This is a genomic window from Streptomyces sp. R21 (assembly GCF_041051975.1).
Taxonomy (GTDB): Bacteria; Actinomycetota; Actinomycetes; order Streptomycetales; family Streptomycetaceae; genus Streptomyces.
Map to the genome: position 1 here is coordinate 2,881,877 of NZ_CP163435.1, position 25,440 is coordinate 2,907,316.

Annotated in this window: 27 protein-coding genes; 11 read left to right on the top strand and 16 right to left on the bottom strand. The window is 70.0% G+C overall.

Annotated elements, in window-relative coordinates; all coding sequences use genetic code 11:
• Positions 1 to 17 precede the first annotated feature (17 nt).
• Genes AB5J56_RS12870 through AB5J56_RS12885 form a run of 4 tightly spaced genes read right to left on the bottom strand, consistent with a single transcriptional unit; the run spans position 18 to position 3,084 of the window.
• Complete coding sequence (locus AB5J56_RS12870; protein ID WP_369232843.1) at positions 18 to 737, bottom strand: class III extradiol dioxygenase subunit B-like domain-containing protein; 720 nt, start codon at positions 735 to 737, stop codon at positions 18 to 20.
• 38 nt (positions 738 to 775) lie between these two features.
• Positions 776 to 1,081, bottom strand: coding sequence for a hypothetical protein (locus tag AB5J56_RS12875; protein WP_369232844.1), 306 nt, complete (start codon positions 1,079 to 1,081; stop codon positions 776 to 778).
• Positions 1,082 to 1,092: 11 nt separating this feature from the next.
• Positions 1,093 to 2,619 (bottom strand): tRNA (N6-isopentenyl adenosine(37)-C2)-methylthiotransferase MiaB, encoded by a 1,527-nt coding sequence (gene miaB, locus AB5J56_RS12880; RefSeq protein WP_369232845.1) that lies wholly within the window; start codon positions 2,617 to 2,619, stop codon positions 1,093 to 1,095.
• 39 nt (positions 2,620 to 2,658) lie between these two features.
• Positions 2,659 to 3,084: a MazG nucleotide pyrophosphohydrolase domain-containing protein gene (locus tag AB5J56_RS12885; RefSeq protein ID WP_369232846.1), complete on the bottom strand. Its 426-nt coding sequence runs from the start codon at positions 3,082 to 3,084 to the stop codon at positions 2,659 to 2,661.
• A gap of 82 nt (positions 3,085 to 3,166) precedes the next feature.
• On the opposite strand from AB5J56_RS12885, the gene AB5J56_RS12890 reads away from it, so the two are divergent.
• Positions 3,167 to 4,165, top strand: a complete 999-nt coding sequence (locus tag AB5J56_RS12890; protein WP_369232847.1) for a TAXI family TRAP transporter solute-binding subunit — start codon at positions 3,167 to 3,169, stop codon at positions 4,163 to 4,165.
• A 34-nt stretch (positions 4,166 to 4,199) separates the two neighbouring features.
• Here AB5J56_RS12890 and AB5J56_RS12895 read toward each other — a convergent pair whose 3' ends face one another.
• The gene (locus AB5J56_RS12895; RefSeq protein WP_369232848.1) at positions 4,200 to 5,606 is read right to left on the bottom strand and encodes a sensor histidine kinase; all 1,407 of its coding nucleotides are present in this window, start codon (positions 5,604 to 5,606) and stop codon (positions 4,200 to 4,202) included.
• A 9-nt stretch (positions 5,607 to 5,615) separates the two neighbouring features.
• Positions 5,616 to 6,302: a response regulator transcription factor gene (locus AB5J56_RS12900; RefSeq protein WP_369232849.1), complete on the bottom strand. Its 687-nt coding sequence runs from the start codon at positions 6,300 to 6,302 to the stop codon at positions 5,616 to 5,618.
• A 378-nt stretch (positions 6,303 to 6,680) separates the two neighbouring features.
• On the opposite strand from AB5J56_RS12900, the gene AB5J56_RS12905 reads away from it, so the two are divergent.
• The 4 genes from AB5J56_RS12905 to AB5J56_RS12920 all read left to right on the top strand — a co-directional run bounded on the left by AB5J56_RS12905 (position 6,681) and on the right by AB5J56_RS12920 (position 10,052).
• A complete protein-coding gene (locus tag AB5J56_RS12905; protein ID WP_369232850.1) occupies positions 6,681 to 7,457 on the top strand; it encodes an amino acid ABC transporter ATP-binding protein in 777 nt (258 codons plus the stop codon).
• Positions 7,458 to 7,514: 57 nt separating this feature from the next.
• Positions 7,515 to 8,357 carry a glutamate ABC transporter substrate-binding protein gene (locus AB5J56_RS12910; RefSeq protein WP_369232851.1) on the top strand — a complete coding sequence of 281 codons (843 nt, stop codon included), beginning with the start codon at positions 7,515 to 7,517 and terminating at the stop codon, positions 8,355 to 8,357.
• A 121-nt stretch (positions 8,358 to 8,478) separates the two neighbouring features.
• Positions 8,479 to 9,147 carry an amino acid ABC transporter permease gene (locus tag AB5J56_RS12915; protein ID WP_369232852.1) on the top strand — a complete coding sequence of 223 codons (669 nt, stop codon included), beginning with the start codon at positions 8,479 to 8,481 and terminating at the stop codon, positions 9,145 to 9,147.
• A complete protein-coding gene (locus AB5J56_RS12920) occupies positions 9,144 to 10,052 on the top strand; it encodes an amino acid ABC transporter permease (protein WP_369232853.1) in 909 nt (302 codons plus the stop codon). Before AB5J56_RS12915 ends, AB5J56_RS12920 begins: the two co-directional genes overlap by 4 nt.
• A 209-nt stretch (positions 10,053 to 10,261) precedes the next feature.
• Here AB5J56_RS12920 and AB5J56_RS12925 read toward each other — a convergent pair whose 3' ends face one another.
• Positions 10,262 to 10,612: a hypothetical protein gene (locus AB5J56_RS12925; protein ID WP_369232854.1), complete on the bottom strand. Its 351-nt coding sequence runs from the start codon at positions 10,610 to 10,612 to the stop codon at positions 10,262 to 10,264.
• Positions 10,613 to 10,928: 316 nt separating this feature from the next.
• Between AB5J56_RS12925 and AB5J56_RS12930 the strand changes: the two genes are divergently transcribed.
• The 4 genes from AB5J56_RS12930 to AB5J56_RS12945 all read left to right on the top strand — a co-directional run bounded on the left by AB5J56_RS12930 (position 10,929) and on the right by AB5J56_RS12945 (position 13,749).
• Positions 10,929 to 12,542 carry an FAD-dependent monooxygenase gene (locus tag AB5J56_RS12930; RefSeq protein WP_369232855.1) on the top strand — a complete coding sequence of 538 codons (1,614 nt, stop codon included), beginning with the start codon at positions 10,929 to 10,931 and terminating at the stop codon, positions 12,540 to 12,542.
• Positions 12,543 to 12,666: 124 nt separating this feature from the next.
• Entirely contained in the window at positions 12,667 to 12,738 is a 72-nt protein-coding gene (locus AB5J56_RS12935; protein ID WP_309544753.1) for a putative leader peptide, read from the top strand.
• 73 nt (positions 12,739 to 12,811) lie between these two features.
• Positions 12,812 to 13,351: a cysteine dioxygenase gene (locus AB5J56_RS12940; protein ID WP_369232856.1), complete on the top strand. Its 540-nt coding sequence runs from the start codon at positions 12,812 to 12,814 to the stop codon at positions 13,349 to 13,351.
• Entirely contained in the window at positions 13,348 to 13,749 is a 402-nt protein-coding gene (locus tag AB5J56_RS12945) for a rhodanese-like domain-containing protein (RefSeq protein WP_369232857.1), read from the top strand. Before AB5J56_RS12940 ends, AB5J56_RS12945 begins: the two co-directional genes overlap by 4 nt.
• A gap of 110 nt (positions 13,750 to 13,859) precedes the next feature.
• Here the strand turns inward: AB5J56_RS12945 and AB5J56_RS12950 are convergent, their stop codons facing one another.
• The 4 genes from AB5J56_RS12950 to recA form a co-directional block, all read right to left on the bottom strand.
• Positions 13,860 to 16,394 (bottom strand): FtsX-like permease family protein, encoded by a 2,535-nt coding sequence (locus AB5J56_RS12950; protein WP_369232858.1) that lies wholly within the window; start codon positions 16,392 to 16,394, stop codon positions 13,860 to 13,862.
• Positions 16,391 to 17,020, bottom strand: a complete 630-nt coding sequence (locus AB5J56_RS12955; RefSeq protein ID WP_369232859.1) for an ArsR/SmtB family transcription factor — start codon at positions 17,018 to 17,020, stop codon at positions 16,391 to 16,393. The genes AB5J56_RS12950 and AB5J56_RS12955 overlap by 4 nt, the downstream gene beginning before the upstream one ends.
• 396 nt (positions 17,021 to 17,416) lie before the next feature.
• Complete coding sequence (gene recX / locus AB5J56_RS12960) at positions 17,417 to 18,352, bottom strand: recombination regulator RecX (RefSeq protein WP_369232860.1); 936 nt, start codon at positions 18,350 to 18,352, stop codon at positions 17,417 to 17,419.
• Between the two features lie 15 nt (positions 18,353 to 18,367).
• Complete coding sequence (gene recA, locus AB5J56_RS12965) at positions 18,368 to 19,492, bottom strand: recombinase RecA (RefSeq protein ID WP_369232861.1); 1,125 nt, start codon at positions 19,490 to 19,492, stop codon at positions 18,368 to 18,370.
• Positions 19,493 to 19,854: 362 nt separating this feature from the next.
• Between recA and AB5J56_RS12970 the strand changes: the two genes are divergently transcribed.
• The gene (locus tag AB5J56_RS12970; protein ID WP_369232862.1) at positions 19,855 to 20,610 is read left to right on the top strand and encodes a hypothetical protein; all 756 of its coding nucleotides are present in this window, start codon (positions 19,855 to 19,857) and stop codon (positions 20,608 to 20,610) included.
• Positions 20,611 to 20,659: 49 nt separating this feature from the next.
• On the opposite strand, the gene AB5J56_RS12975 is transcribed toward AB5J56_RS12970, so the two are convergent.
• Both AB5J56_RS12975 and AB5J56_RS12980 read right to left on the bottom strand, forming a co-directional pair.
• Positions 20,660 to 21,931 carry an AI-2E family transporter gene (locus tag AB5J56_RS12975; RefSeq protein WP_369232863.1) on the bottom strand — a complete coding sequence of 424 codons (1,272 nt, stop codon included), beginning with the start codon at positions 21,929 to 21,931 and terminating at the stop codon, positions 20,660 to 20,662.
• A 60-nt stretch (positions 21,932 to 21,991) separates the two neighbouring features.
• Positions 21,992 to 22,186: a DUF3046 domain-containing protein gene (locus tag AB5J56_RS12980; RefSeq protein ID WP_369232864.1), complete on the bottom strand. Its 195-nt coding sequence runs from the start codon at positions 22,184 to 22,186 to the stop codon at positions 21,992 to 21,994.
• Between the two features lie 80 nt (positions 22,187 to 22,266).
• On the opposite strand from AB5J56_RS12980, the gene AB5J56_RS12985 reads away from it, so the two are divergent.
• Entirely contained in the window at positions 22,267 to 23,211 is a 945-nt protein-coding gene (locus AB5J56_RS12985; RefSeq protein WP_369232865.1) for a hypothetical protein, read from the top strand.
• A 120-nt stretch (positions 23,212 to 23,331) separates the two neighbouring features.
• On the opposite strand, the gene AB5J56_RS12990 is transcribed toward AB5J56_RS12985, so the two are convergent.
• The 3 genes from AB5J56_RS12990 to AB5J56_RS13000 are packed head-to-tail and all read right to left on the bottom strand — an operon-like array spanning position 23,332 to position 25,258.
• Positions 23,332 to 23,640, bottom strand: a complete 309-nt coding sequence (locus AB5J56_RS12990; protein WP_369232866.1) for an AzlD domain-containing protein — start codon at positions 23,638 to 23,640, stop codon at positions 23,332 to 23,334.
• A complete protein-coding gene (locus AB5J56_RS12995) occupies positions 23,637 to 24,356 on the bottom strand; it encodes an AzlC family ABC transporter permease (RefSeq protein ID WP_369242524.1) in 720 nt (239 codons plus the stop codon). Before AB5J56_RS12995 ends, AB5J56_RS12990 begins: the two co-directional genes overlap by 4 nt.
• Positions 24,257 to 25,258, bottom strand: coding sequence for an AraC family transcriptional regulator (locus AB5J56_RS13000; RefSeq protein WP_369232867.1), 1,002 nt, complete (start codon positions 25,256 to 25,258; stop codon positions 24,257 to 24,259). Before AB5J56_RS13000 ends, AB5J56_RS12995 begins: the two co-directional genes overlap by 100 nt.
• Between the last annotated feature and the right edge of the window lie 182 nt (positions 25,259 to 25,440).

Sequence of the window (25,440 nt, forward strand, 5' to 3'; positions counted from 1 at the left end):
GAGCCGGCGGCGGGCCGTCAGGACCAGGCCGCCACCAGGTAGCCCACCCCGTACGGCGCGTCCTCGTAGAGGAGCGCTCCCGCGAGGCCCGCGCCCTCGGCCGCACCGGCGAGCACCTGCCAGGGGGCCCGCCCTGACACCTTCAGCTCGTAGGCCAGCTCGGCGTCCAGCGCCTTCAGCGCCGTCACGTCCGCCGCGCCCAGCGCCCGCGCGAGCGCCGCGTCGAAAGGCGCCGCGCGCTCGTCGAGATACCCCGGCGCCTTGAGCGTCCGGCAGGCACTGCCGTCACCCATCACCAGCAGGGCCACCCGCCCGGCCCGTCCTGCGATCCCCTCACCGGCCTGGAAGCACCGGTCCGCAGCGAGGGGCTCGCCCACACCGAGGCCTTCGACGGGCGCGTCGGACCAGCCCGTGCGCTCCAGCAGCCAGGCGGCGACGGCGAGCGACGGCGGCAGCTCCCGCTCCGGCTCCATCGAGTTCCGCTCACCGCCGCCCAGACGTACGTCGAGATCGACGCCGAAGCCGCGGAACGAGCCCGGCGCGCCCTGCGGGAACGGACCCCGCCCGCTCTGCTCCGCGGGCCCCACGACGATCAGCCGATCCGGGCGTGAGGCGGCGAGCACGCCCAGGGCGTCCGTGCAGGCCGCGCGGGCGGCGTCCAGCTCGGGCGCCGCACCCGCGGCGACCTCGGGCACGAGCAGCGGCGGACAGGGGCACACGGCGGCGGCGACAAGCATGATCGGCAGCGTACGCGCTCAGTGGCTGCTCGGTCGCTTCAGTAGCTGATGGGTCCCGAGTCCCACTCCAACTCGGTGATCAGGAAGTGGTACGCAAAGATGCTGCCGGACAGACCGTCGCCGATCACCATCCAGCCGTCATCGGTGCGGAAGCGGCGCATCCGCACCGGATGGCTCGGATGTCTCGGCTGATAGAGCCGTACGAACTCCCCGAACCGCTGCACGGCCTCAGCGCGGGTGCCGTCCACCGTGGCCATCGTCGGGTACGGCTCCCGCGCGTGGACCCCGGCCGGCTTCATCAGGAGCAGCACCCAGCGGGCCGTACGCCCGTCCCCCGTCGTCATGACTCTCCCCGTCAGTCGCAGCCGCAGGCGCTGCCCGTCGCGACCGGCAGCGCCTGCGGAACGCCGATCTTCGGCAGGCCCAGCATCACACCCGCCGGCTTCGCGGCCTCGGCGGCGTTGCGCTTGTCCCAGGCGTCCCCCGCGCGCGTGCGGCGCACCTTCAGGACGGCGCCTTCGGCGAGCAGGTGGTGCGGGGCGGCGTACGTGATCTCGACGGTGACCACGTCGCCGGGGCGGACCTCCTCGTCCGGCTTCGTGAAGTGCACCAGGCGGTTGTCGGGGGCGCGGCCGGAGAGGCGGTGGGTGGCGCCGTCCTTGCGGCCCTCGCCCTCGGCGACCATCAGCTCCAGGGTGCGGCCGACCTGCTTCTTGTTCTCGTCCCAGGAGATCGCCTCCTGGAGGGCGACGAGACGCTCGTAGCGCGCCTGGACGACCTCCTTGGGGATCTGCCCCTCCATGGTGGCCGCGGGGGTTCCGGGGCGCTTGGAGTACTGGAACGTGAACGCCTGGGCGAAGCGGGCCTCGCGGACCGCGTGGAGGGTCTGCTCGAAGTCCTCCTCGGTCTCGCCGGGGAAGCCCACGATGATGTCGGTGGTGATCGCCGCGTGCGGGATCGCGGCACGGACCTTCTCGATGATCCCGAGGTACCGTTCCTGCCGGTACGAGCGGCGCATCGCCTTCAGGACGGTGTCCGAGCCGGACTGCATCGGCATGTGCAGCTGCGGCATCACGTTCGGCGTCTCGGCCATCGCGGCGATCACGTCGTCCGTGAAGTCGCGCGGGTGCGGGGACGTGAAGCGGACGCGCTCCAGACCCTCGATCGCGCCGCAGGCCCGCAGCAGCTTGCTGAACGCCTCACGGTCGCCGATGTCGCTCCCGTAAGCGTTGACGTTCTGCCCGAGCAGCGTGATCTCGGAGACGCCCTCGCCGACCAGCGCCTCGATCTCCGCGAGGATGTCGCCGGTCCTGCGGTCCTTCTCCTTGCCGCGCAGCGCCGGCACGATGCAGAACGTGCAGGTGTTGTTGCAGCCGACGGAGATCGACACCCAGGCCGCGTACGCGCTCTCGCGACGGGTCGGCAGCGTCGAGGGGAACGCTTCGAGAGATTCGGCGATCTCGACCTGCGCCTCTTCCTGCACGCGAGCGCGCTCCAGCAGGACGGGCAGCTTGCCGATGTTGTGCGTGCCGAAGACCACGTCCACCCAGGGCGCCCGCTGGACGATGGTGTCGCGGTCCTTCTGAGCGAGACAGCCACCGACCGCGATCTGCATGCCGGGGCGCTTCGTCTTCATCGGGGCGAGCCGCCCGAGGTTGCCGTAGAGGCGGTTGTCGGCGTTCTCCCGTACGGCGCAGGTGTTGAAGACGACGACATCGGCGTCGCCGTCCGAACCGTCGGCCGCACGCACGTAACCGGCCCCTTCGAGCAGGCCGGACAATCGCTCGGAGTCGTGGACGTTCATCTGACACCCGTAAGTGCGTACTTCGTAGGTCTTGGGTTCCTGAACGTCCACTGCCTGACTCCGGTCGCTGCTGCTCATGTGACAAGGGTAGGCGGTGCCCGGAGTACCTCCCGTCGCCTAGGCCCCAGGGGCCGCCCAGCCCTGGCGGCGAAGGATCTCCGAGACGTCCGGCGCGCGGTAGTGCTCCCCCTTCAGGACCTTGCCGTCGGCCCGGCGGGCGACATCGCCGTCCGGGCCGAGCTTGGTCATGTTGGCCCGGTGGATCTCGGCGATCACCGCGTCCAGGTCGATCCCGTGGACGAGCGCGGTGCCGTACGCCACGTAGACGACGTCCGCCAGCTCGTGCGCGAGCCGGTCGAGCGGACCCGTCACCGCCACCTCGGCGACTTCCGCCGCCTCCTCGGCGAGCAGCTCACCGCGGTGGGCGGCCAGCTCCGCGGAGACCTCCGTCGGCGCGCTGCGGACGTCGAGTCCGAAGGCGCGGTGGAACTCACGGACCAGGGAGGCGGGGGAAGGGGCCGAGGAGGCGGAAGCAGGCTGCATTCGGCGACCCTACGACCGGCACCGGGCCCCCTGTGAGCCCGGCCCTGGTCAGGACGGTGCCCGGACTGGCAGGATCGCGCGCATGTTCCAGGCACTCCCCCGTATCGGCCGACGCGGCGCGCTGCTCGGCACGGCGGCCACCGCCGTGGTCCTCGGGCTGCTGCTGTGGTGGCTGCTGCCCCTGGGTGAGGAGTCTCCGAGCGGGACGATCACGTTCAGCACGGGCACCCCGACCGGGGTCTACCAGAAGTACGGCACGATGCTTCAGGACGAGATCGCCAAGGACATGCCGAACCTGGACGTACGGCTGCGGAACAGCGACGGGTCCCAGGAGAACGTCCGGCGGGTGGCCACGGGCCAGGCCGACTTCACCATCGCGGCGGCCGACGCCGTGGAGGCGTACATGCTCCGGGGCACGCGCGGATCGGACATGCTGCGCGGCTGCGCCCGCCTCTACGACGACTACGTGCACGTGGTGGTCCCGCGCTCGTCATCCGTGAAGTCGGTGGCGGACCTGCGGGGCAAGAAGGTCGCAGTCGGACCGAGCGGATCAGGAGTGCGGCTGATCGCGGACCATGTCCTCCAGGCCGCCGGGCTCGATCCGAAGCAGGACATCGTGCCGCTCCCCGACGGGATCGGGACCATGCCCTCGCTGCTCAAGCAGCACAAGATCGATGCCTTCTTCTGGTCGGGCGGTCTGCCGACGAGCGCCGTGCAGGAGCTCTCGCAGAGCTTCAAGATCAAGCTGGTGCCGATCGGCGCCGACCTGGTCGAGAAGCTGCACCAGCAGGGCGGTGCCTCCAGCTTCTACCGGGCCGCCGTGATGCCGGCCGACGCCTATCCCAAGGCGCAGCTGGGCCAGGCCGTACAGACCGTGGCCGTCGCGAACCTGCTGATCACACGAGAGGACTCGGACCCGAAGCTCACCGAGGAGCTCACCCGCACGGTGATCAACAGCCGCGATCACATCGGCGCGGTGGTGCACGCGGCCCAGCTGGTCGACCTGCGGACGGCCGTGTACACCGACCCGCTGCAACTGCACGAAGGGGCACGGCGCTACTACCGCTCGGTCAAGCCGTAGCCGTGGCCACGCCCCCGGCGCCGCAAGGCCCCGGTCAGGTGTTCGGCCCCGACCTCGGCACCGTCACCGTCACCTTCAGGCCGTGCGGTTCGTGATGGGCGTACGCGATGGAGCCGCCGCCGGCCGCGAGAAGCACCCGGGAGATGGACAGGCCGAGGCCCGAGCCCTTGATGTTCTGGTGGCCCGGGCTGCGCCAGAAGCGGTCGCCGATGCGGGCCAGCTCGTCGTCGGTGAGCCCCGGACCGCCGTCGGTGACGACGACGGTCGAGACCTCGCCGTTCGCCGAGACGGCCACCTCGACGCTCTCCCCTTCCGGCGTGAACTTCAGCGCGTTGTCGATCACCGCGTCCAGCGCGCTGGACAGGGTGACCGGATCGGCCCAGGCGGTGACCGCCGGGCAGTTCCCCGCCAGGCGTACGCCCTTGCTCGCGGCGAGCGCTGACCAGGACGCCACACGTTCGGCCGTCAGTTCGCCGATGTCGGTGAGCCGCAGATCCGCCTCGGCGTGCTCGGCGAGCGCCAGGTCCAGGAGGTCGTCGAGGACCTCGGCGAGACGCTTGCCCTCGGTGCGGACCGAGGCGATCTCCTCGTTGCCCTCCGGCAGTTCGAGGGCGAGCAGCTCGATGCGCAGCAGCAGCGCCGAGAGCGGGTTGCGCAGCTGGTGCGAGGCGTCGGCGACGAAGGCGCGCTGCTGCTCCAGAACGTCTTCGACGTTGTCCGCCATCTCGTTGAACGACCGGGCCAGGCGCCGGAGTTCCGGTGGCCCGCCGGCGGCCGCGACGCGGGACTTCAGGCGTCCGGTGGCGATGTCGTGGGTGGTGGCGTCAAGGACGCGCACCGGCCGCAGCACCCAGCCGGTCAGCCGCAGCGCGGCGCCGACCGCGAGGAGCATCGCGGCGATCTCGCCCGCGCCGATGAGCAGCCAGCCGTGCAGCGTCTTCGAACGCATCTGCCCGGTGGGCGAGTCGGTGACCACGACTCCTATGACGTCACCGTCCCTGATCACCGGGGACGCGACGACCAGTCGGCTCCGCTGCCAGGGCCAGACCTGCTTCGGATCGTGGCTGCGGCGCCCCAGGAGCGCCTCGTCGAAGGCGTCGCGACCCGCGCCCTCGTCGGGGAGGTACCAGTCGTCGGGCGCGTTCGCCATGGGCTCGTGGTTGCGGTAGAAGACGCCCGCCCGGATGCCGTACACGTCGTAGTACGCGGCGAGTTCCTTCTGCAAGGTCTCGCCGCGTTCGTCCGTGGCGCCCGCCGGAGCGCCGGAGGGCCGGTCGGTGACGAACTGGGCGAGGGCCGCGAAACGCGCCGTGTCGTCGATGCGGTCGACGACCACCTTCTGCTGCTGTGCCGCCGCGAGGCTCACCGCGAGCGGGAAGCCGAGGGCGAGCAGTACGGCGGCCATCAGGACGATGAGCAGCGGGAGAAGGCGTGTGCGCACCCGTACTCGCTACGACACCGGGGCGACGAGTCGGTACCCGACGCCGCGCACGGTCTCGATCAGCGCCGGCATGCGCAGCTTGGAGCGCAGGGACGCGACATGCACCTCCAGGGTGCGTCCGGTCCCCTCCCAACTGGTGCGCCACACCTCGCTGATGATCTGCTCCCGGCGGAACACCACTCCGGGGCGCTGGGCCAGCAGCGCGAGAAGGTCGAACTCCTTGCGGGTCAGTTGGACAACCGAACCGTCCACGCTGACCTGACGGGTGGGGAGTTCGATGTGCATGGACCCGAGCCGCAGCGCGGTCTCCGCGGGCGACGCGCCGTCGTCGTGCGCCGTGCGCCGACTGACGGCGTGGATCCGGGCGAGGAGCTCCCCCGTGTCGTACGGCTTCACTACATAGTCGTCGGCTCCGAGGTTGAGGCCGTGGATCCGGGAGCGCACGTCCGAGCGCGCGGTGACCATGATCACCGGCGTGCTGGTGCGCTTGCGGATCTTGCCGCAGACCTCGTAGCCGTCCTGGTCGGGCAGGCCCAGGTCGAGGAGCACCACGGCGAAGCCGGCGCCTTCCGGCACCAGCGCCTGGAGCGCCTCCTCGCCACTGCGGGCGTGCGTGACGTCGAACCCGTGCCGCGCCAGGACCGCGGACAGGGCGGCGGCGACGTGGTTGTCGTCCTCGACGAGGAGCAGTCTCATCCCGGCCCCCTCCGGTTCATCGGTCGTACGGTCTCGGCTTGTAGAACGGTCGTGCGGGCTCGGCTCGCGCGGAACCGTCGTGCGGTTCCGGTGGGCCTGGAACAGTCGTGCGGTTCGGGCACGTGGGTCGGGCGTGCCGAACAGCCGCACGCGCGCGTGCACCATGGCAGTCATTCCGATGGACAGGACGACGTCAAGAGGGTTCGGGTTGCAGGCGGCTTCCGTTATGCAGCCGGTACGCGGCCACGTGGCGTCAACTACGTGGAGTATCCGCACGCTATCGGATCGTTATGCTCAATTTCCCCTCAGATGTAATGACGCTGGTCGCACGGGGTCACTACTGTCCTCCGCAACCGAGGAGGACGGAGCCAAAAAGCGATGACCGAAGTATCGGTGGCCAAGGACGCCGTGGCCGCGACCGAGGAACTGGTCGTCCTGAAGAGCGTCAACAAGCACTTCGGCGCGTTGCACGTGCTCCAGGACATCGACCTGACGATCGCCCGGGGCGAGGTCGTCGTGGTGATCGGGCCCTCCGGGTCCGGGAAGTCCACCCTTTGCCGCACGATCAACCGCCTGGAGACCATCGACTCGGGCGCCATCTCGATCGACGGCAAGCCGCTGCCCGCCGAGGGCAAGGGACTCGCCCGGCTGCGGGCCGACGTGGGCATGGTCTTCCAGTCCTTCAACCTCTTCGCGCACAAGACCGTGCTCGAGAACGTGATGCTGGGCCAGATCAAGGTCCGCAAGGCCGACAAGAAGGCCGCGGAGGAGAAGGCCCGGGGGCTGCTCGACCGCGTCGGCGTCGGCACCCAGGCGGACAAGTACCCCGCTCAGCTCTCGGGTGGCCAGCAGCAGCGCGTCGCCATCGCGCGGGCGCTGGCGATGGACCCCAAGGTCATGCTCTTCGACGAGCCGACCTCGGCACTCGACCCCGAGATGATCAACGAGGTCCTGGAAGTCATGCAACAGCTCGCACGCGACGGCATGACCATGATCGTCGTCACCCACGAAATGGGTTTCGCTCGTTCGGCTGCGAACCGTGTGGTGTTCATGGCTGACGGACGCATCGTCGAAGAGGCTGTGCCGGACCAGTTCTTCAGCAATCCCCGCAGCGACCGGGCCAAGGATTTCCTGTCGAAGATCCTGCACCACTGACGCGCGCGTTCCCACCACTGAAGCCTGCATCTCTTCACCACCCAAAGGATGTTCACCATGAAGCTCCGCAAGGTCACCGCCGCTTCGGCCGTCGTGCTCGCCCTCGCGGTCACCGCCACGGCGTGCGGTTCCGACGACAAGAAGGACAGCGGCTCGTCCAGCAGCGGCGGCGGCAAGATCAAGATCGGTATCAAGTACGACCAGCCCGGTCTGGGCCTGAAGAAGCCCGACGGTTCGTTCGCCGGCTTCGACGTGGACGTGGCGACGTACGTGGCGGGCAAGCTCGGCTACAAGCCCAGCCAGATCGAGTGGGTCGAGACCAAGAGCGCCGACCGTGAGAACGCCCTCGCCCGCGGCGACGTGAAGTTCATCGCGGCCACGTACTCGATCACCGACGAGCGCAAGCAGAAGGTCGACTTCGCCGGCCCCTACCTGCTGGCCCACCAGGACCTGCTGGTCAAGAAGGCCTCGGACATCAGCAAGGCCACGGACCTCAACGGCAAGAAGCTGTGTTCCGTGACCGGCTCCACCTCGGCGCAGAACGTCCACGACACGATCGCCCCGAAGGCTCAGCTGAAGGAGTACAGCGGCTACTCGGAGTGCATCGCCGCGCTGCAGAACGGCGCGGTGGACGCGGTGACCACCGACGACTCGATCCTCGCGGGCTTCGCCGCGCAGGACAAGTACAAGGACCAGTTCAAGCTCGCCGGGCTCAAGCTCAGCAACGAGAACTACGGCATCGGCGTCAAGAAGGGCGACACCGCGACCGTCAACAAGATCAACGACGCCTTGACGACGATGGTCAGTGACAAGGCCTGGCAGAAGGCGGTCGACGCCAACTTCGGCCCGGCCGGTTACAAGAACGAGCCCGCGCCGAAGATCGGCCAGATCGTCAAGTAAGGCCGGGTCCCGGCCCAGGGCCACCGCAGGGTTCCTCGGGGCGCGCCGCCGCCCGCCGCGATCACGGCGGCGGTGCGCCACGCCCTCCTCGTACGCCACCCACCCGGAAACGCGGGAGATCGTGTTCGACTTTCTTCAAGGTTATGACGTCCTAGGGGCGTTCTGGATGACGGTGAAACTCACCGCCCTCTCCGCCGTCGGCTCCCTGGTCTGGGGCACCCTGCTGGCCGCGATGCGGGTCAGTCCGGTCCCGCTGATGCGCGGGTTCGGCACGGCCTACGTCAACATCGTCCGGAACATCCCCCTGACGGTCATCATCGTCTTCTCCTCGCTCGGCCTCGCCGACATCTTCGGTATGACGCTGGGCGCGTCCGACGACTTCAAGGCGCAGGGCTTCCGGCTCGCGGTGCTCGGTCTCGTCGCCTACACCGCCGCCTTCGTGTGCGAGGCGCTGCGCTCCGGCATCAACACCGTGCCGCTGGGTCAGGCCGAGGCGGCCCGGGCCATCGGGCTGAGCTTCAGTCAGACCCTCCGGCTCATCGTGCTGCCGCAGGCGTTCCGTTCGGTGATCGGTCCGCTGGCCAACGTGCTGATCGCGCTGACCAAGAACACCACCGTGGCGGCCGCGATCGGCGTGGCCGAGGCCGCCTACCTGATGAAGGGGATGATCGAGAAGGAGGCCCAGACGCTGGCCATCGGCGCGGTCTTCGCGCTCGGATTCGTGGTCCTGACCCTGCCCACCGGCCTCATCCTCGGCTGGCTGAGCAAGCGACTGGCGGTGAAGCGATGACCTCCGTCCTCTACGACGCCCCCGGCCCCCGAGCCAAGCGGCGCAATGTGCTCTTCTCGGTGGTCTTCCTCGTCCTGCTCGCCCTGGTGCTGTGGTGGGTCTGGCAGAAGATGGACGACAAGGACCAGCTGAAGTGGTCCCTGTGGGAGCCGTTCACCACGTCCGAGGCCTGGACGACGTATCTGCTGCCCGGCCTCCGCAACACCCTGAAGGCCGCCGCGCTCTCCATGGTCATCGCGCTCCCGCTGGGCGCCTTCTTCGGCATCTCGCGCATGTCCGACCATCGGTGGGTGCGGGTCCCTGCCTCCGTGGTGGTCGAGTTCTTCCGGTCCATCCCGGTGCTGCTGCTGATGCTGTTCGCCAACGAGGTCTACGCCCGCTCCGGGAACGTCAGCAGCGAGGACCGACCCCTGTACGCGGTCGTCACCGGCCTGGTGCTGTACAACGCCTCGGTCCTCGCCGAGATCGTCCGGGCCGGCATCCTCTCGCTCCCCAAGGGCCAGACAGAGGCCGCGTACGCGGTCGGTCTGCGCAAGGGCCAGACGATGACCAGCATCCTGCTGCCACAGGCGGTGACGGCCATGCTGCCGGCCATCGTCAGCCAGCTCGTGGTCATCGTGAAGGACACCGCGCTGGGCGGCGTGATGATCGGCTACACCGAACTGCTCAACACGCGCAGCACGCTGGCGGCCAACTACGCCAACGTCATCCAGAGCTTCGTCGTGGTGGGGATCATCTACATCATCTTGAACTTCCTGCTCACGAGCTTCGCGAGCTGGCTGGAGCGCAGGCTGCGGCGCAGCAAGCGCAGTACCGGCGCGGTCGTCGGAGTCGGCGCCGTGGACGAGCTCAACGCCGCCGAGGTGGGCGGTAGCTACGGCGCGGGTGCCGGCGGCACGATCTGACAGGCAGGCGTACGACAGAGCTGTGGCCCGCCGGGAATCCGGCGGGCCACAGTTGTCTCTGATAAATCCAGCAACACATCGAATCGGCCTATCGCCAAGTTAATGCAGAACGGCGTAGCCGCTGCCCGACACACGTCGGGCAGCGGCTACGCCGTTTTCCGGGTCGAGCGAATACCTCGTCCGGAAAATGCATGCATCAGTTCAGGTGGTCAGCAGCCCTTGTAGATGCCATTGAAGAAACCGGAAGCTCCCTGCTGGAACTTGATGTGGCTCTTCTTCCCGGCGGGAATCGAGAAGCACTGGATCGACACGGAGCCGTTGTGGTCCTCGATGCGAACCGAAGCCTGAACCTTGTAGGAGCAGTGGTTGTTGTAGTAGACGGTCGTGGTGACGGTCCCGGGGTGGTACGAGAAGTTCACCCGGTTCGGGTATCCGTTGTCACAGCCCCAGGAATTCTTCGCCGCCGGCCCGTCGAACGCCGAAGCGCTCCCGGCGAGCACGGGAACCGAAAGGGCGACAGCCGCAGCGACTACGCCAACCTTGGAAAATGCCTTCTTCAAGTTTCTTCCATTCCTGTGGGGGGGGTGGATTCTTACAACAAAGATCTTTTCATCGCCGACATGTCAAAACAATGATGTTGAGCCAGATTTGAGCTTGCCAATATAAGCGGAATACATAATTCCGGTCAGTGGTCGAAGGCTCGGCAGAATTGCGCTCCATACTCCTTGGCATGGCAGGACGTCCGGACCACCGCCGCCGTCACTTGACGCAAGCACCGGCAATGGGTTGCATACGTTCTGTGATCGTGTACCCCGCTCCAACTGCCTGTTCCCGTACGTCCCTCAGGGCACCGCTCCGGGCAGGGGGCACCGCGCCGTGGACCCGGTGATCATCGTCGGAGCCGGGCCCGTGGGGCTGGCTCTCGCCCTTGCGCTGGCGCGCCAGGAGGTGCCTTCCGTGGTCCTCGACGAGGGGCCGGGCAAGGACGAACAGCGGCTCGCGCGCAGTGTCGTACTGCGTGAGGACACCGTCGCGCTGGTGGAGCGGCTGACCGGGTTCCCGATCGGCGAGGACGGTTTCCGTTGGGCCGGATGGCGGTCGGTGCGGCGCAAGCAGGTGATGCGTGAGATCACGTTCGGTGACACGGATCCCGCACCGGTGCACATCGCCCAGCACGTCCTGACGGCCGCCCTGCGCGAGGCCGCCGTCGACGAGCGGCTCGTCAAGGTCGCGGTGGACAGCCGTCTCGACTCCGTCGAGCAGGACCCGTCGGGCATCACCGCGCACACGCGCGGCCCCAAGGGCACCTGGTGGCGCGGCAGCTACCTGGTCGGCTGCGACGGACCGCGCTCGACCGTGCGCAAGCTCCAGGACATCCGCTTCCCCGGCCGTACGGCCGTCGAACGCCACGCCGTGGCCGCCCTGCGGACCGAACTTCCGTGGCCCGGCGAGGCGTTGCTCCATCGGATGCCTCCGTGGCGGACCTCGGGCCCCTCGGCCGGAGAGGTGACCGGACGCCCGCTGCCCGACAGTGTGTGGCGCCTGGACTGGCTGCTGCCGCCGGGCAAGGACCTCGTCACACCGGACCTGCTGGTGGGGCGCATCCGGGAGACCCTGGCGGGCTGGAGCGGAGGCTCCACACCGCCGTACGAGCTGCTCGACACCGGCGTCCACACGGTCCACCACCGCCTGGCCCGCCGGTGGCGCGCCGGCCGCGTCTTCCTCGCCGGGGACGCCGCGCACCTGCTCGGCGCGCTCGGAACGCAGGGACTGGACGAAGGCCTGCGCGATGCCGACAACCTCTCCTGGAAGCTGGCGCTGGCCTGGCACCACGGGCCGCACGAGGGGCTGCTGGACAGCTACCAGGCGGAGCGGCGCGCGGTCGTCGCCGCCCGGCTGCGCGCCGCCGACCATGCGCTGCCCCTGCTGCGCGGCGGCGGAGGCCTGCGCTCGTACGTGCCCGGCTCGGCCCGTGGCAACGACGCGCTCCTCACGGACGGTCACTTGGGGCGCGGTCCACTGGGCGCGCCGGGGGCGTACGCCGACTCACCGCTCGCACCTCCGTACGCCGAGTCGGCGGTCGCCGTGGACACGGAGCCCGGTGCGCCGGCCGCCGATGTGCGGGTGACGGCCGAGGACGGCGCCTTCGTACGGTTGCGGGACCGGCTGGGTCGCGGGGCGCTGTTGGTCGTGCTCATCGCGCCGGGTACGGGCGTGTGGGAGCGCAAGCACTGGGTGACGGCCGGGATCATGCCCCGGCTCGCGGCCGCCGTCACCGCGCTGCCGCACCCCGCCGAGTTGCTGGTCGCCGAGAGCTACCCGGGCGCGGCCGCGCACACCGTGCTTCTCCTCCGCCCCGACGGGCACCTGGTGACGGCGTTGAACGGGGTGCGCCCGGCCGACCTGTACGCGGCGGCCGAAGCCGCCCTGGGCGGACTCGCGCGCGTGGAGACGGAAGCCGCCGCGGACGTGACGGTGCGCACGAACTGAGCCATCGGCGACGGCCTGAACTGGGGCTCTACCGAGCCTTTAGTCACGCTGTGGTCCACATGATGAAGGCGAGTTGACCGGTCTGCACCGCCATGGTGTACTCCGAATCGTGACCGACACCTGTGTGCGCCTGTGGCGGAGGGTCCATATGGACCTCGTCCGCTATGCGGGCTGCGTGTGTCGCCCGTCCTGCTGATTCGCATCTTTCCTCGCGCGCGCCGGACCTTGCTCTGCCGCGCGCCCTCCCGCGAACGCTCAGGACGGTACCCGTGTCTGCGTCACCTTCTGTGCCCCTCCCCGTCTCCGCGCCCGTGCGGCCCCCCGCCCAGGCCGAACTGCTCGACTTCGTGCGCCGGACGGCCGCCGACGCCGAGCTGATCTCCTCGCTCCCGCTCGACCCCGAAGGCCGTACCTGGGTACGCCTCGAAGGTCCCGGCGGCAGCGAGGCCTGGCTCATCGGCTGGCCACCGGGCACCGGAACCGGCTGGCACGACCACGCCGAATCGGTCGGCGCCTTCCACACAGCGTCCGGCGAGCTCAAGGAGAACTCACTCGCCGCCCGCCTGCCCGCGGACGGCTGGAAGACCTTGGAACTCTCCGACGGAGTGGACCGCGAGCGCCGCCTGACCGCCGGCAAGGGGCGCTCCTTCGGCCGTCACCACGTCCACGAGGTGCTCAACGACTCCCCCGACGAGCACGCGATCTCCGTCCACGCCTACTACCCGCCCCTCCCCCAGATCCGTCGCTACAGTCGCACGGGCCAGGTGCTGCGCCTTGAGCACGTCGAGCGTCCGGAGGACTGGCAGTGAGCACACAGCCCGAACACCCCTTGGGTATCGACGAGTTGCTGGAGCGGGTCCGCGAGGACCTCGACCGCGTGGAGGCCAAGGAGGCACACGACGCCGCTCAGTCGGGCGAAGCTCTCCTGGTCGACATCCGATACGCCGCCCTGCGCGACCGCGACGGCCTGATCCCCGGCGCCCTCGTCGTCGAACGCAACGAACTGGAGTGGCGCCTCGACCCCCAGGGCAGCCACCGCGCCCCGGAAGCCATCAGCCACGACCTGCGTGTCGTGGTCGTCTGCAACGAGGGATACGCGTCGAGCCTGGCGGCCGTGTCCCTGCGGCAGTTGGGCCTGCACCGGGCGACGGATCTGGTCGGCGGGTTCCAGGCGTGGAAGTCGGCCGGTTTCCCGGTCACTTCGTAGCTCGTACGAACGGTCACTTCATAGTTCGTACGAAGGATTCATGGCTCGTACGAAGAGGTGGGCGCCCCTGCGGTAAGGGGCGCCCACCATTGCGTACCGCTCCTTACCGGCTACTCCTTGGCCGTGGCCACCGTGACCGCACGGACCTTGAGTGCCACCCGGCCCGGCAGCGCGGTGGCGACAAGGGCGAGGAGTCCGGCGGTCGCGACCACTGCGACGTACACCAGGGGGTTTGTCGCCGGAGCCACGCTGCCTGTCATGCCGACACTGAAGGCGGTGAGGACGGCGAGTGCGATGCCGCTCCCCAGCACCGTGGCCAGCAGCAGGACCGACAGGGCCTCCGTGCGCAGCATCCGCAGCACCTGGCGGCGGGTCGCCCCGGCGAGACGGAGCATCGCGAACTCGCGGACGCGTTCGGAGACCGACATGGCCAGGGTGTTGACGACGGCGATGGCGGTGAAGGCCAGGACCAGCCCCATGGCCAGGTAGTTGACCTCGGCGTTCGCCTGCTGCCGCTCCGCCTGGATCGAGTCGGCGGTGGCGGGCGCAAGAACGTGGACCGCCGGGAACTCACGGAGTGTAGTCGCGAGTTGTGTCTGTGTACGGCTGGTCTTGACGAGGACGGTGGCGGCAAGGGGGTTGTCCACGTGGCGGGCGATGAGGTCACGGGCGAAGGTGAGGTCGCCGAAGCCGAGGCCCTTGGCATAGACGGCGGCGACGGTGAGGGTGACGGGCGTGCCGTCACCGAGGGTGAGCTTCAGGGTGCTGCCCGGCTTCAAGTGAAGCTGGTCGGCGGCTAGTTCACTGACGGCGACGGTGGTGCTCTTCAGGGCGCCCAGTGATCCGGCGGTGACGTCCGGGTCCCAGGTGCGGGTGAGGCCGGCGGGCGTGACGCCCTGGGCCGCGTACTTGTCGAGGCCCACACGGACGGTCGTACGGACCACTTCGGTCGCGGTGTCGTGGTGCGTGCGCAGCAGTCGGGCGGCGTCGGCGGGGACACCGGGGCCCTGGGCGGCCAGCACCCAGTCGGCGCGGATGCCCTCGCGGGCCTGGGCGCGGGCCGCGTCGCCGAGGGTCGGCTGGACGAAGAGGACCGTGCAGGTCATTGCGATGAGAAGGGTGAGGGGGGTGACGACCGAGGCCATACGGGCGGCGTTGCCGCGCAGGTTGGCACGTGCCAGGCGGCCGCCGGGGCCGGTCAGCCGCAGCGGGCCGGAGAGCAGCGCGGCTGCGGCCTTGACCAGGAGTGGACCCAGCAGGGCGACGGCGGAGGCGAGGACCACAACGGCGAGGAAGGTCACGGGAGTTGAAGCGGGCTCGGTGCGCAGGACGCTGAGCACGGCGACGAGGACGACTCCGCCGACGAGCAGCGCGAGTCCGGCAAGGATGCGCCCCCACGCGGGGCGGGCGGGCTCGGCCTTGGCTTCGGCGAGCGCCTCCGCCGGACGGATCCGGGTGACGCGCCGGGACGAGACACGGGCGGCGGCCCAGGCTCCGACGAGTGTCGCGCCGACCGCGGCGAACAGCGGGAAGACGCTGACGGTGTGCTGAAGCGTGGCCGGGACGGCGCCCATGGCGACGAACCGGCTGTGCAGCCAGCTGCCCAGCGGAAGCCCGGCGAGCGCGCCGAGCACACCGGCGCCCGCGCCGACCAGCAGCGCCTCGCGGCCGAGGAGCCGGCGGATCTGGCCCGGTGTGGCGGCGATGGCGCGCAGCAGGGCGAGTTCGCGGTGGCGCTGCTGCACGGAGAGCGCGAAGGTCCCGACGACCACGAGGACGGCCACGAGCAGCGAGGTGCCGCCCATCGCGCCGCCCATGCTGACCAGTTTCGTCCGGGCGCCCGCCGCGTCCAGGAACTCGACCGGGCCGCGGCCGTCGCCCGCGCTGACCTGCGCGGTGGTGCCGTGCAGGGCCTTGGCGACGGACTGCTTCAGTTCAGCGGCGTCTGTGCCGTTGGCCGGCAGCACGCCGAAGGCGGTGACCTGTCCGGGGTGGGCGGCGAGGCGCCGGGCTTCCTGCGTGGAGAAGAACAGCGAGGTCTGGTGGGCCACGGACCGGGCGGGCGCCGCGATTCCGGTGACGCGGTAGCTGCGCGGTGCCTGCGTCGACTGGACGGTGAGATGGTCGCCCGGTTCGAGGTGGGCGCGCTCGGCGAGGTGGCGGTCGATGACGACGTCACCGTCGGCCTTGGGTGCGATGCCGGTCGTCAGCGTGTACGGGGTCAGCGCGGCGGAGTCCCAGGCGTGACCGTAGGAGGTTCGGTCCTTCTCCGCCCTTGCCGTGAGCATCAACGGCTGGGCCAGGAAGGTCAGTTCGGGGATGACGCGGCCCACGCCGGGCGCGCGGCGGATCCGTGCGGCGAGGTCGTCCGGGAGCCAGGCCCGTTCGGCGATCGGCTTGGCCTTGTGCTTGACCTTGGTCTTGCCCTTCTTGTGCTTGACGGTGGTCTGGTGGACGTTATGGTCGGCGGAGACCACGACCGGGGTCGCGGCGTAGCGCTCCGTGCTGATCGTGCCGCGCAGTCCGGTTTCGAGGAGGGTGCCGCAGGCGGTGATGAGGGCGGCCGCGCACATCAGGGCGAGGAAGGCGCCGAGAAAGCCGCCCTTGCGGGCTCGGACGGTCTTCAGGGCGTAGCGCAGCATCATGACGGGTCGCTCTCTTTCTCGGGGGCCGGGAAGGCGAGGAAGCGGGTGAGCACGGTGCGGGCGCCGGGCGGAGTGTCGGATTCTGGCCGCTTGTAGCGGTTGAGGAGCGCGATGTACTCCTCGAAGAACTCCCGGAGTTCGGGGAGTGTCAGCCGCACGGTGCCGCGTGAGTACGGGAAGGCGTCGGCCCAGGGGTCGTCGTCCGTGCCCCGTCGCAGCTGTGCCTGCGCGAAGAGTTCGAGGTCGCCGGCGTACGCGTGATGGTTCAGCTCGTCCATCACGAGCCGCATCTCGGGGCTCTGGCGGCTGCGCGGCGGGAACCGCCGGTCACCGGGGACGGCACGCCACCAGCGCTCCCGGCCGTGGGTGGACGCCTCCGCCGGTTCTGCCACTTCCTCCGCGAAGCCGTGGCGCCCGAGCTCGCGCAGGTGGTAGCTGGTGGCCCCGGTGTTGAGCCCCAGCGCCCGGGCGAGCGTCGCCGAGGTGGCGGGGCCGTGCACGGTGAGGTGCTGAAGCATGCGCTGCCTGCGCGGCTGGGCCAGGGCCTTGAGCGTGGCGAGGTCGGAGAGCTCGACGGGGGTGTGCGGTGTCTCCGGGGGTTCTGTCGCGCCGGGTTGCTGTGCCATGCGTACACAGTCGTCTGTGCACAGATATCTGTGCACTGCGGTGACCAGGCGTCTTCGCCCGGGGGTTAACCTCACTCCCGCAAGGGGAAGTTGGGCCTCCGCGCCCTGACCGGGACATGAATCCGGGCCCTGAACGCGATCGGCGCCCCCGCGCGTCCACCGTGTTCAGGGCCCGCGACCGGGCTGCCGGCTGATGACCGCCAACGCGTGGCCGTCGGCTGCCACTTGTGGACGGTCGCCGTCGACCGTCGGCTGTCGGTCACTGGTCCGGCGGCCCCGGTGGGTTCGAGGGTCCGGTGAGCCCTGTGGGTTCGACGGGTCCGGTGGATCCGGATTCCGTGGAATCCGTGAGAGGGGCAGGTCCCGGATCTCCCGCATCCAGTGGGCCTCCACCGGTCAGAACCCCTCGTCTCCGAGCCCCTCCGTGTCCTCGCCCTCTTCCTCCAGTGCCTGGCGGACCACTCGCAGGGCCATGCCCTCGGAGTAGCCCTTGCGGGCGAGCATGCCCGCGAGGCGTCGTAGCCGCTTGTCGCGGTCGAGGCCGCGCGTGGAGCGCAGCTTCCGGGCGACCAGCTCGCGTGCGGTCGCCTCCTCCTGCTCGGAGTCGAGTTGTCCGACGGCCTCGTCGATCAGCGTCGAGTCCACGCCCTTGGTGCGCAGCTCCCGCGCGAGCGCCCGCCGGGCCAGGCCGCGGCCATGGTGCCGCGATTCCACCCAGGCGTCCGCGAAGGCGCTGTCGTTGATCAGGCCGACCTCTTCGAAGCGGGACAGCACCTCGTCCGCCACGTCGTCAGGGATCTCGCGCTTGCGCAGCGCGTCCGCGAGCTGTTTCCGCGTGCGCGGGGTCCCGGTGAGCAGGCGCAGGCAGATCGCCCGTGCCCGCTCAGCCGGGTCCCCTGGGGGCTCCCCTTTCTCGGCCCTCGACGAGGAAGGGAGGCCCCCGTCCTGTGCGTCGGCGGACTGATCGCCTGACGGCTCGCCGAAACCACCGCCACGCCTCCGGCGCCCCCGTCCACCGCGCTGGCCGCCGTCGCCGCGCCGACCGTCACCACGCCGCGAGTCTCCGCTCGGCGGGCGGTGCCCACCCGAGGGGCCGTCACCGCCCGACGCGCCGACACCGCGACGAGTGCCGCCGTACGACCCTTCACCATCCGGATCGGCTCCGTACGAGGACGGTCCGTCGCCGCCGTCCGGATCGCCGTCACGCCACCCGTCGCCGCCGTACGCCCGGCCGCTGTCTCCGGTCGAGCTGCCCTCGGCCCCGCGCCCCTGCCCCTCCGGGGTCACGGGGTGGGCGTACTCGTACTCGGCCCAGTCGGTTCGTCGTGTCATTGACTGGCCCTTGGGCTAGCTCTTGGCCACCGCGGCCTTGGACTTGGCCGTCTTGGTCGCCGGAGCGGGCACCGTCTTCGCGGCGTCGTCCGGAGCGGCCGAGACCGCCGCGTCCGCACCCGGCTCGGCGCTGGGCTCCTGCGGCTTCACACCGACGCCCAGCTTCTCCAGGATCTTCTTCTCGATCTCGTTGGCGAGGTCGGGGTTGTCCTTCAGGAAGTTGCGCGCGTTCTCCTTGCCCTGACCGAGCTGGTCGCCCTCGTACGTGTACCAGGCGCCGGCCTTGCGGACGAAGCCGTTCTCCACGCCCATGTCGATCAGGCCGCCCTCGCGGCTGATGCCCTGCCCGTAGAGGATGTCGAACTCGGCCTGCTTGAAGGGCGGCGCCACCTTGTTCTTGACGACCTTGACGCGGGTGCGGTTGCCGACCGCGTCGGTGCCGTCCTTCAGCGTCTCGATGCGGCGGATGTCGAGTCGCACCGAGGCGTAGAACTTGAGCGCCCGGCCACCGGTCGTGGTCTCCGGGGAGCCGAACATCACGCCGATCTTCTCGCGCAGCTGGTTGATGAAGATCGCCGTGGTCTTCGACTGGTTGAGCGCGCTGGTGATCTTTCGCAGGGCCTGGCTCATCAGTCGGGCCTGCAGACCCACGTGCGAGTCGCCCATCTCGCCCTCGATCTCCGCGCGCGGCACCAGGGCGGCGACGGAGTCGATGACGATCAGGTCGAGCGCGCCGGAGCGGACCAGCATGTCCACGATCTCCAGAGCCTGCTCGCCGTTGTCCGGCTGCGACAGAATCAGGTTGTCGATGTCGACGCCGAGCTTCTTCGCGTACTCGGGGTCGAGGGCGTGCTCCGCGTCGATGAAGGCCACCTGGCCGCCGAGCCTCTGCGCGTTCGCCACCGCGTGCAGCGTCAGGGTCGTCTTACCGGAGGACTCCGGGCCGTACACCTCCACCACTCGGCCGCGCGGCAGGCCGCCGACGCCGAGCGCGACGTCGAGCGCGGTCGACCCGGTGGGGATGACCTCGATGGGCTCGTTCGGCCGCTCGCCCAGGCGCATCACCGCGCCCTTGCCGAATTGCCGTTCAATCTGTGCGAGTGCGGCGTCGAGCGCCTTCTCGCGGTCGGTTCCTGCCATGGGTTCCACCCGGTTTGCTTGAGTCGATCGCTTCACGTCAAAGACGCTAACGCCTGCCACTGACAATGCGCCCCGACGCCCGTCCGGCCTGTGGATAACTCGGGCACATCTCCACTAAAACCCTGTCGAAATCCCCGTCGAGAGCTTCGCCGGAGCTTCCATGAGAATGGATGTTCGATTTTGGTGTCAAGCGCACCACGCGGCACCTCCGAGACTACGTTCACGGTCCGACATCGCCCGGTCCCGAACCTCCGCACTCCCCGGAAGTGCCGTCCGGAACGCGCTCCTACTCTCCCCGGCGTACGGCAGGAGTCTTCGGCCGTACGACGACCGCACGCCCCGGCCCGGCGGAAGCTGACCCCATGGAGAGCCGCAGCGGACCACGCACCCCAGCCGAACGCCTCTGCTACGGGACCGGTGCCGTACTGACGCTGTCCGGCCTGGCGCACCTGGTCGTCCTCGCCGTCGACGGCGGGCCCTGGGACGGGCCCGTCTCGTGGCGCAAGCCCGTCACGTTCGGGCTCTCCTTCGGGCTGACGCTGATCGCGATCACCTGGGTCACGTCGTACCTGCGTGTCGGGGCGCGGCTGCGCACCACGCTGCTCGTCGTGTTCGCCGTGGACTGCGTCGTGGAGGTCGGCGGGATCACCCTCCAGGCGTGGCGCCGGGTCCCCTCGCATCTCAATATGGAGACCGCCTTCGACACCGCGGTGTCGATGACGCTCGCTGTGGGCGGTGGGGTCCTCGTGATGCTGCTCACCGTGTTCGCCGTCGCCTCGTTCCGGCACCGGCCCGCAGGTCCCTCGGGGATGCCACTCGCGCTGCGGTCCGGGTTCGCGATCCTGCTGGTCGCCCTCGTGTCGGGTGCCGCGATGATCGCGCGCGGAGTGGTCCTCACCCGGACCGGCCACCAGGAGGCGGCATTCCACTCGACGGCCCCGCTCAAGCCCCTGCACGGGGTGAGCCTGCACGCCGTCCTGGTGCTGCCCTCGCTGGCCTGGCTGCTGTCCCGCACACCCTGGAGCGCGCGGACGAGGCAACGCATCCTGTACGCGGCGACCGGCTGCTACGCGGCGGCCGTCATCGGCGCGGGAGCATGGGCAGTCCTCACCTACTGAGTACGTGTGGATCTACCGAGTACCTGTAGGTGCTGCGATCTGCCGAGACCTATCGAGAGTCTTGCGAGGAACTCTCCCCGGACTCGGGCTCGCTTCTTTCCGCCCGCCGCGGCCACCACGACCGGCGCACGCGCGCGAAGACGCTGTCCGAGCCCCTGTTGCGGTGCCCGTGCACCCGGGGGTCGTCGGTGACGTCGTACCGCTTCACATACGCCCCCAGGAAGGCCTGCAGGGTGGCGACCGCGGGGATGGCGATCAACGCGCCGACCGCGCCGAGGAGGGCGGTACCGGCGATGACCGAGCCGAAGGCGACCGCCGGGTGGATGTCCACGGTCTTGGCGGTCAGCTTGGGCTGGAGCACATAGTTCTCGAACTGCTGGTAGACCACTACGAAGATCAGCACCCAGAGCGCGTACCAGGGGTCGATCGTGAAGGCGATCAGCATCGGAAGCGCGCCCGCGAGATACGTTCCGATGGTGGGGATGAACTGGGAGACCAGACCGACCCAGACGCCGAGCACGGGCGCGTAGGGCACGCCCAGCGACTGCAGCAGGATGTAGTGCGCGACGCCCGAGATCAGCGCCATCAGGCCGCGCGAGTACAGATAGCCGCCCGTCTTGTCGACGGCGATCTCCCAGGCGCGCAGCACCTCGGCCTGCCGGGCGGGCGGCAGCACGGAGCACAGCGCCCGACGCAGCCGCGGCCCGTCGGCGGCGAAGTAGAACGAGAACAACGCGATCGTCAGCAGCTGGAAGAGGCCGCCCAGCACCTGCGCGGACACGTCCAGGACGCCGGTGGCGCTGTTCTGCACGTACTTCCGCAGCGAGTCGGAGCGGAGCAGGCTCTCCTGGATGTCCACCCGTCTCAACTCGGTGTGGAACGTCGTGTTGATCCAGTTGATGACCGAGTCGAGGTAGTCCGGGAAGCCCTCGACCATCTTGATGATCTGGCCGGCGAGCATGGAGCCGAGCAGCGTGATGAAGCCCGCCACCATGATCATCACCGCGAGGAAGACGAGGAAGGCGGCCAGTCCGCGGCGCATGCCGCGCGAGGCCATCCAACTGACCGCCGGCTCGATCGCGAGTGCCAGGAAGAACGCGATGAGGATGTTGATCAACAGGCCCGTGAGCTGGTGGAACGCCCAACTGCCCAACTGGAACACAGCGATGAGCGCGAGCGCGAGCACCATCGCACGCGGCAGCCAGCGCGGCATGCGCCCACCCTGCGCGACGGCGTCCTGCGCCGGGGGGCCGGCGGGCGGCGTCGTGCCGAAGGGGGATGCGTGCTGGGCGACCTGTGCGGTCTCGTCTGTCGGGGCCACGCTGCAAGTCTCGCCCACGCCACCGACAATCGGTGACCGACCCTGGATCTTCGTGGCCCGTCAGCGGTTTTCGTGGGGAACGTTCATGGCCGTGCACACCACGCGCCACACTTCCTTGGCTTCCCAGCCGGCGTTCAGCGCCTCGTGCACGGTGCGCCCGCCGAGCTCCGTCATCACGTGATCGCGCGCGAAGGTGTCGGCGTACCCCGTTCCGAAGTGATCCGCCATCCGCTGCCAGAAGACCGTCAACCGCATGACTCCAGTATCCCGCCCCTGAGAGTGGGCCCGAGCCGGGACCCCTTGTCGGAAACGCTTTCCGTCCTACGGTCTGACGCATGGCCGAAACAGGAGCATCCCCACTCCCCCCGACGCCCCCGGCGCAGACCCCGCTCAGCCGCGCCGAGCACTTCATCTGGCTGACCGCCCGTGTACTGGAGCAGCGCCGCTTCGCGTACCACTTCCTGAACGGGAGTGCCGACGCGGTGGAGGACGCGCTGGCCGCGTACCTCAACGAGGACGACGGGTACGGTCACGCCCTCGAACCCGATCTGCGCGGACCGGTCAGCCAGCCGCTGCACACCGGGCACGCGCTGCGTGTCCTGGACTCGATCGGGCGCTGCGGCGGGCAGCGAGTGGAGCGAGTGTGCCGTTATCTGACCTCCGTCTCCACCGCGGACGGCGCGCTGCCGGCGATCCATCCCAGCCAGCGCGGTTACCCGGCGGCTCCCTTCATCCCGGTCGTCGACGACCCGCCGAGCGAACTCCTCGCCACCGGGCCCGTGGTGGGCCTGTTGCACCGCAACGAGGTGTGGCACGCCTGGCTGTTCAGGGCGACCGACTTCTGCTGGCAGTCGGTCGAGTCCCTGGAGAAGTCGCATCCCTGCGAGGTCGAGGCGGCGGTGACCTTCCTCGACTCCGCACCCGACCGGCCGCGCGCCGAGGCGGCCGCCGACCGTCTGGGCCGCCTGGTGCGCGAGCACCGGCTCGCGGCCCTGGAACCCGAGCGCCTCGGTGCGTATCCGGTGGCGCCCGGTTACGCGCCGGGCGAGCACCACTTCGCACACGACTACGCGAAGACCCCGGGCTCGCTCGCGCGCGCGTGGTTCACCGACGAGGAGATGGCGCGCTCGCTCGACTTCCTGGCCGCCGATCAGCGGACGGACGGCGGCTGGCCGATCCGCTCACGCCAGTGGGCGCCGGGCATCGCACTGGAGTCCCGCCCGCTCCTGACGATCGAGGCACTGCGCACGCTACGGGCGTACGGGCGCCCCATCGGCTGACGCACCGGGCGCATGCTTCCGATGCCCACCCAGTCGCCCTATGGGGGCTTGTGACGCGTCACAAGCCCCCATAGGGCGACGTGGTCCCTGCCCAAGGCGAGGTTCCTGTACGCGGGCGCGTCAGCCCGTCAGGGCGCGTACGCCCGCGGTCACCACCACGGCCGAGGCGACCACCAGCAGGAAGGGCGCACGCAGGATCAGCGCGACGGCGGCCGCTCCGAGCCCTGCGGCCTTCGCGTCCACCACCAGGACGTGTCCGTCGGCGAAGGTCTGCTGTGCCGTGAGGGCGGCGAGGAGGGCGACGGGCAGCAGGGCGGCGAGGCGCCTGACGAGCGGCCGCTCCAGCACGCCGGCCGGTACCAGGAGCCCGATGAGCTTGACGGCGTAGCAGCCGACGGCGGTCGCGCCGATGGCGATCCAGATGTTCAACGCTTTTCCCCCGCTCCATTGTCGACGGCTTTCACATGGCGACGCCCCTCTACGTAGAGGACGGCCGGGGCGGCCAGCGCGGCCACCAGCACGGGAACGCCCGCCGGCAGGACAGGCAGCAGACCGAGCCCCAGCAGAACCGCGAGACCCGCGACCGCGCGCTCCGTGGTGGTCTTCAGCATCGGCGCGAGCAGGGCCAGGAAGACGGCGGGCCCCGCGGCGTCCAGCCCCCACGCGTCGGTGTCACCGATGGCCTCGGCACCGACGGCGCCGAGCAGTGTGGTGAGGTTCCACAGCACGTAGAGGGTGAGCCCGGTGACGGTGAACCCGATGCGGACGCTGCGGCGGGTCGGCTGCGCGAGCGCGACGGCCGTCGTCTCGTCGATGACCCATTGGGCGGCGAACGGGCGCACCGCGCGCGGGAGGGCCAGCAACTGCGACAGGCGCAGCCCGTAGAAGGCGTTGCGCACGCCGAGGAAGAAGGCGCCCGCGGCGGCCGTGAGCGGGTTCCCCCCGGCGGCCAGCGCGCCCACGAGCGCGAACTGCGAGGCGCCGGTGAACACCAGGAGACTGAGCGCACAGGTCTGCAGCAGCGTGAGCCCGCTGCCGGCCGAGGTCACCCCGAAGGCGAAACCGGACAGTCCGACGGCGACCCCGACTCCCAGGGCGTCCCGGACGACGGCGGCGTCGGTTTTTCCGCCGTCTTCACTGCGTATGTCTGCGAGAGCTTGCTGTTCTGGCACGCGTCGGACGATACGAGAAGGCGCCCTTGTGGGTCTTGTACGTTCTTGCGCCCGCCCCTCCGTTCCCGCTGGTACGCGCCCGGAGGGACCCCGACGATCCGGGTGAAGTGGCGGTTGAGATGAGGCTGGTCGGTGAACCCGACGGCGACAGCGGCCTCGGCCGGCGTGATGCCGGCATCCAGCAGATGACGCACCCGGCGCACCCGGGCATCCGTCAGCCAGGTGTGCGGCGGCATCCCATAGGCGTCACGGAACGCGCGCAGCAGCGCGAACGGTCCGGTGCCGAGATCGGCGGCCAGCCGCTCCAACGACGGGGGCTCCGCCATGTCCCCCTCCAGCACGGCACGCGCGCGTGCGGCGACCCGGGCACCCGCGGTCCGTACGTCACGCTGCGGCAGCGGACCGCCGTTCAGCCGCAACAGCCGGGTCACCGCGACCCGCAGCAGGGTGTCGGCGGCAAGCGCGTTGCCCTCCTCCGCGGCACGCAGCACCTGATGAACGAGGCCCGCGGCGTACGGATCATCCAGTACGGGACTGGTGAAACCAGGGGCGCCGCGAAGTGTGGTGGTCTCGGCCGCGATCTCGGCCACCAGTTCGGGCGACGGATAGACCGCCCCGTACCGCCACCCCTCAGGGACTCCCGCCCGGCCCGTATGCGGTGTATCGGGATTGACCAGCGCCAGGGCGCCCGGCCCCGCGTACTGATCGGCGCCTCCGTGGTGGAAGACCTCCACACCGTCGGCGATGGCAGCGATGACGAAGTTCTCATGCGTATGCCGCACAAAGATCTTCTCGACATACCGCGCCCGCAGCAGATCGACCCCCGGCAGCTCGGCGTACTGCCAGTGCCGCGCCCGCTCCCCGGAACCAGCCATGGCCCCATTCTGCGCCGCCCCCACCCACGTACGTCTCCGGGCCCGACCCAGACCCACCACCGGCGTCAGGCGACAGGCGACAGACCGCAGACCGCAGACCGCAGACCGCATGCGACAGGAGCCCCACACCCCACTCCCGAGTACATCCCCGCAGCTCAGCCCCATTGTCAGTCCTCGGGTGC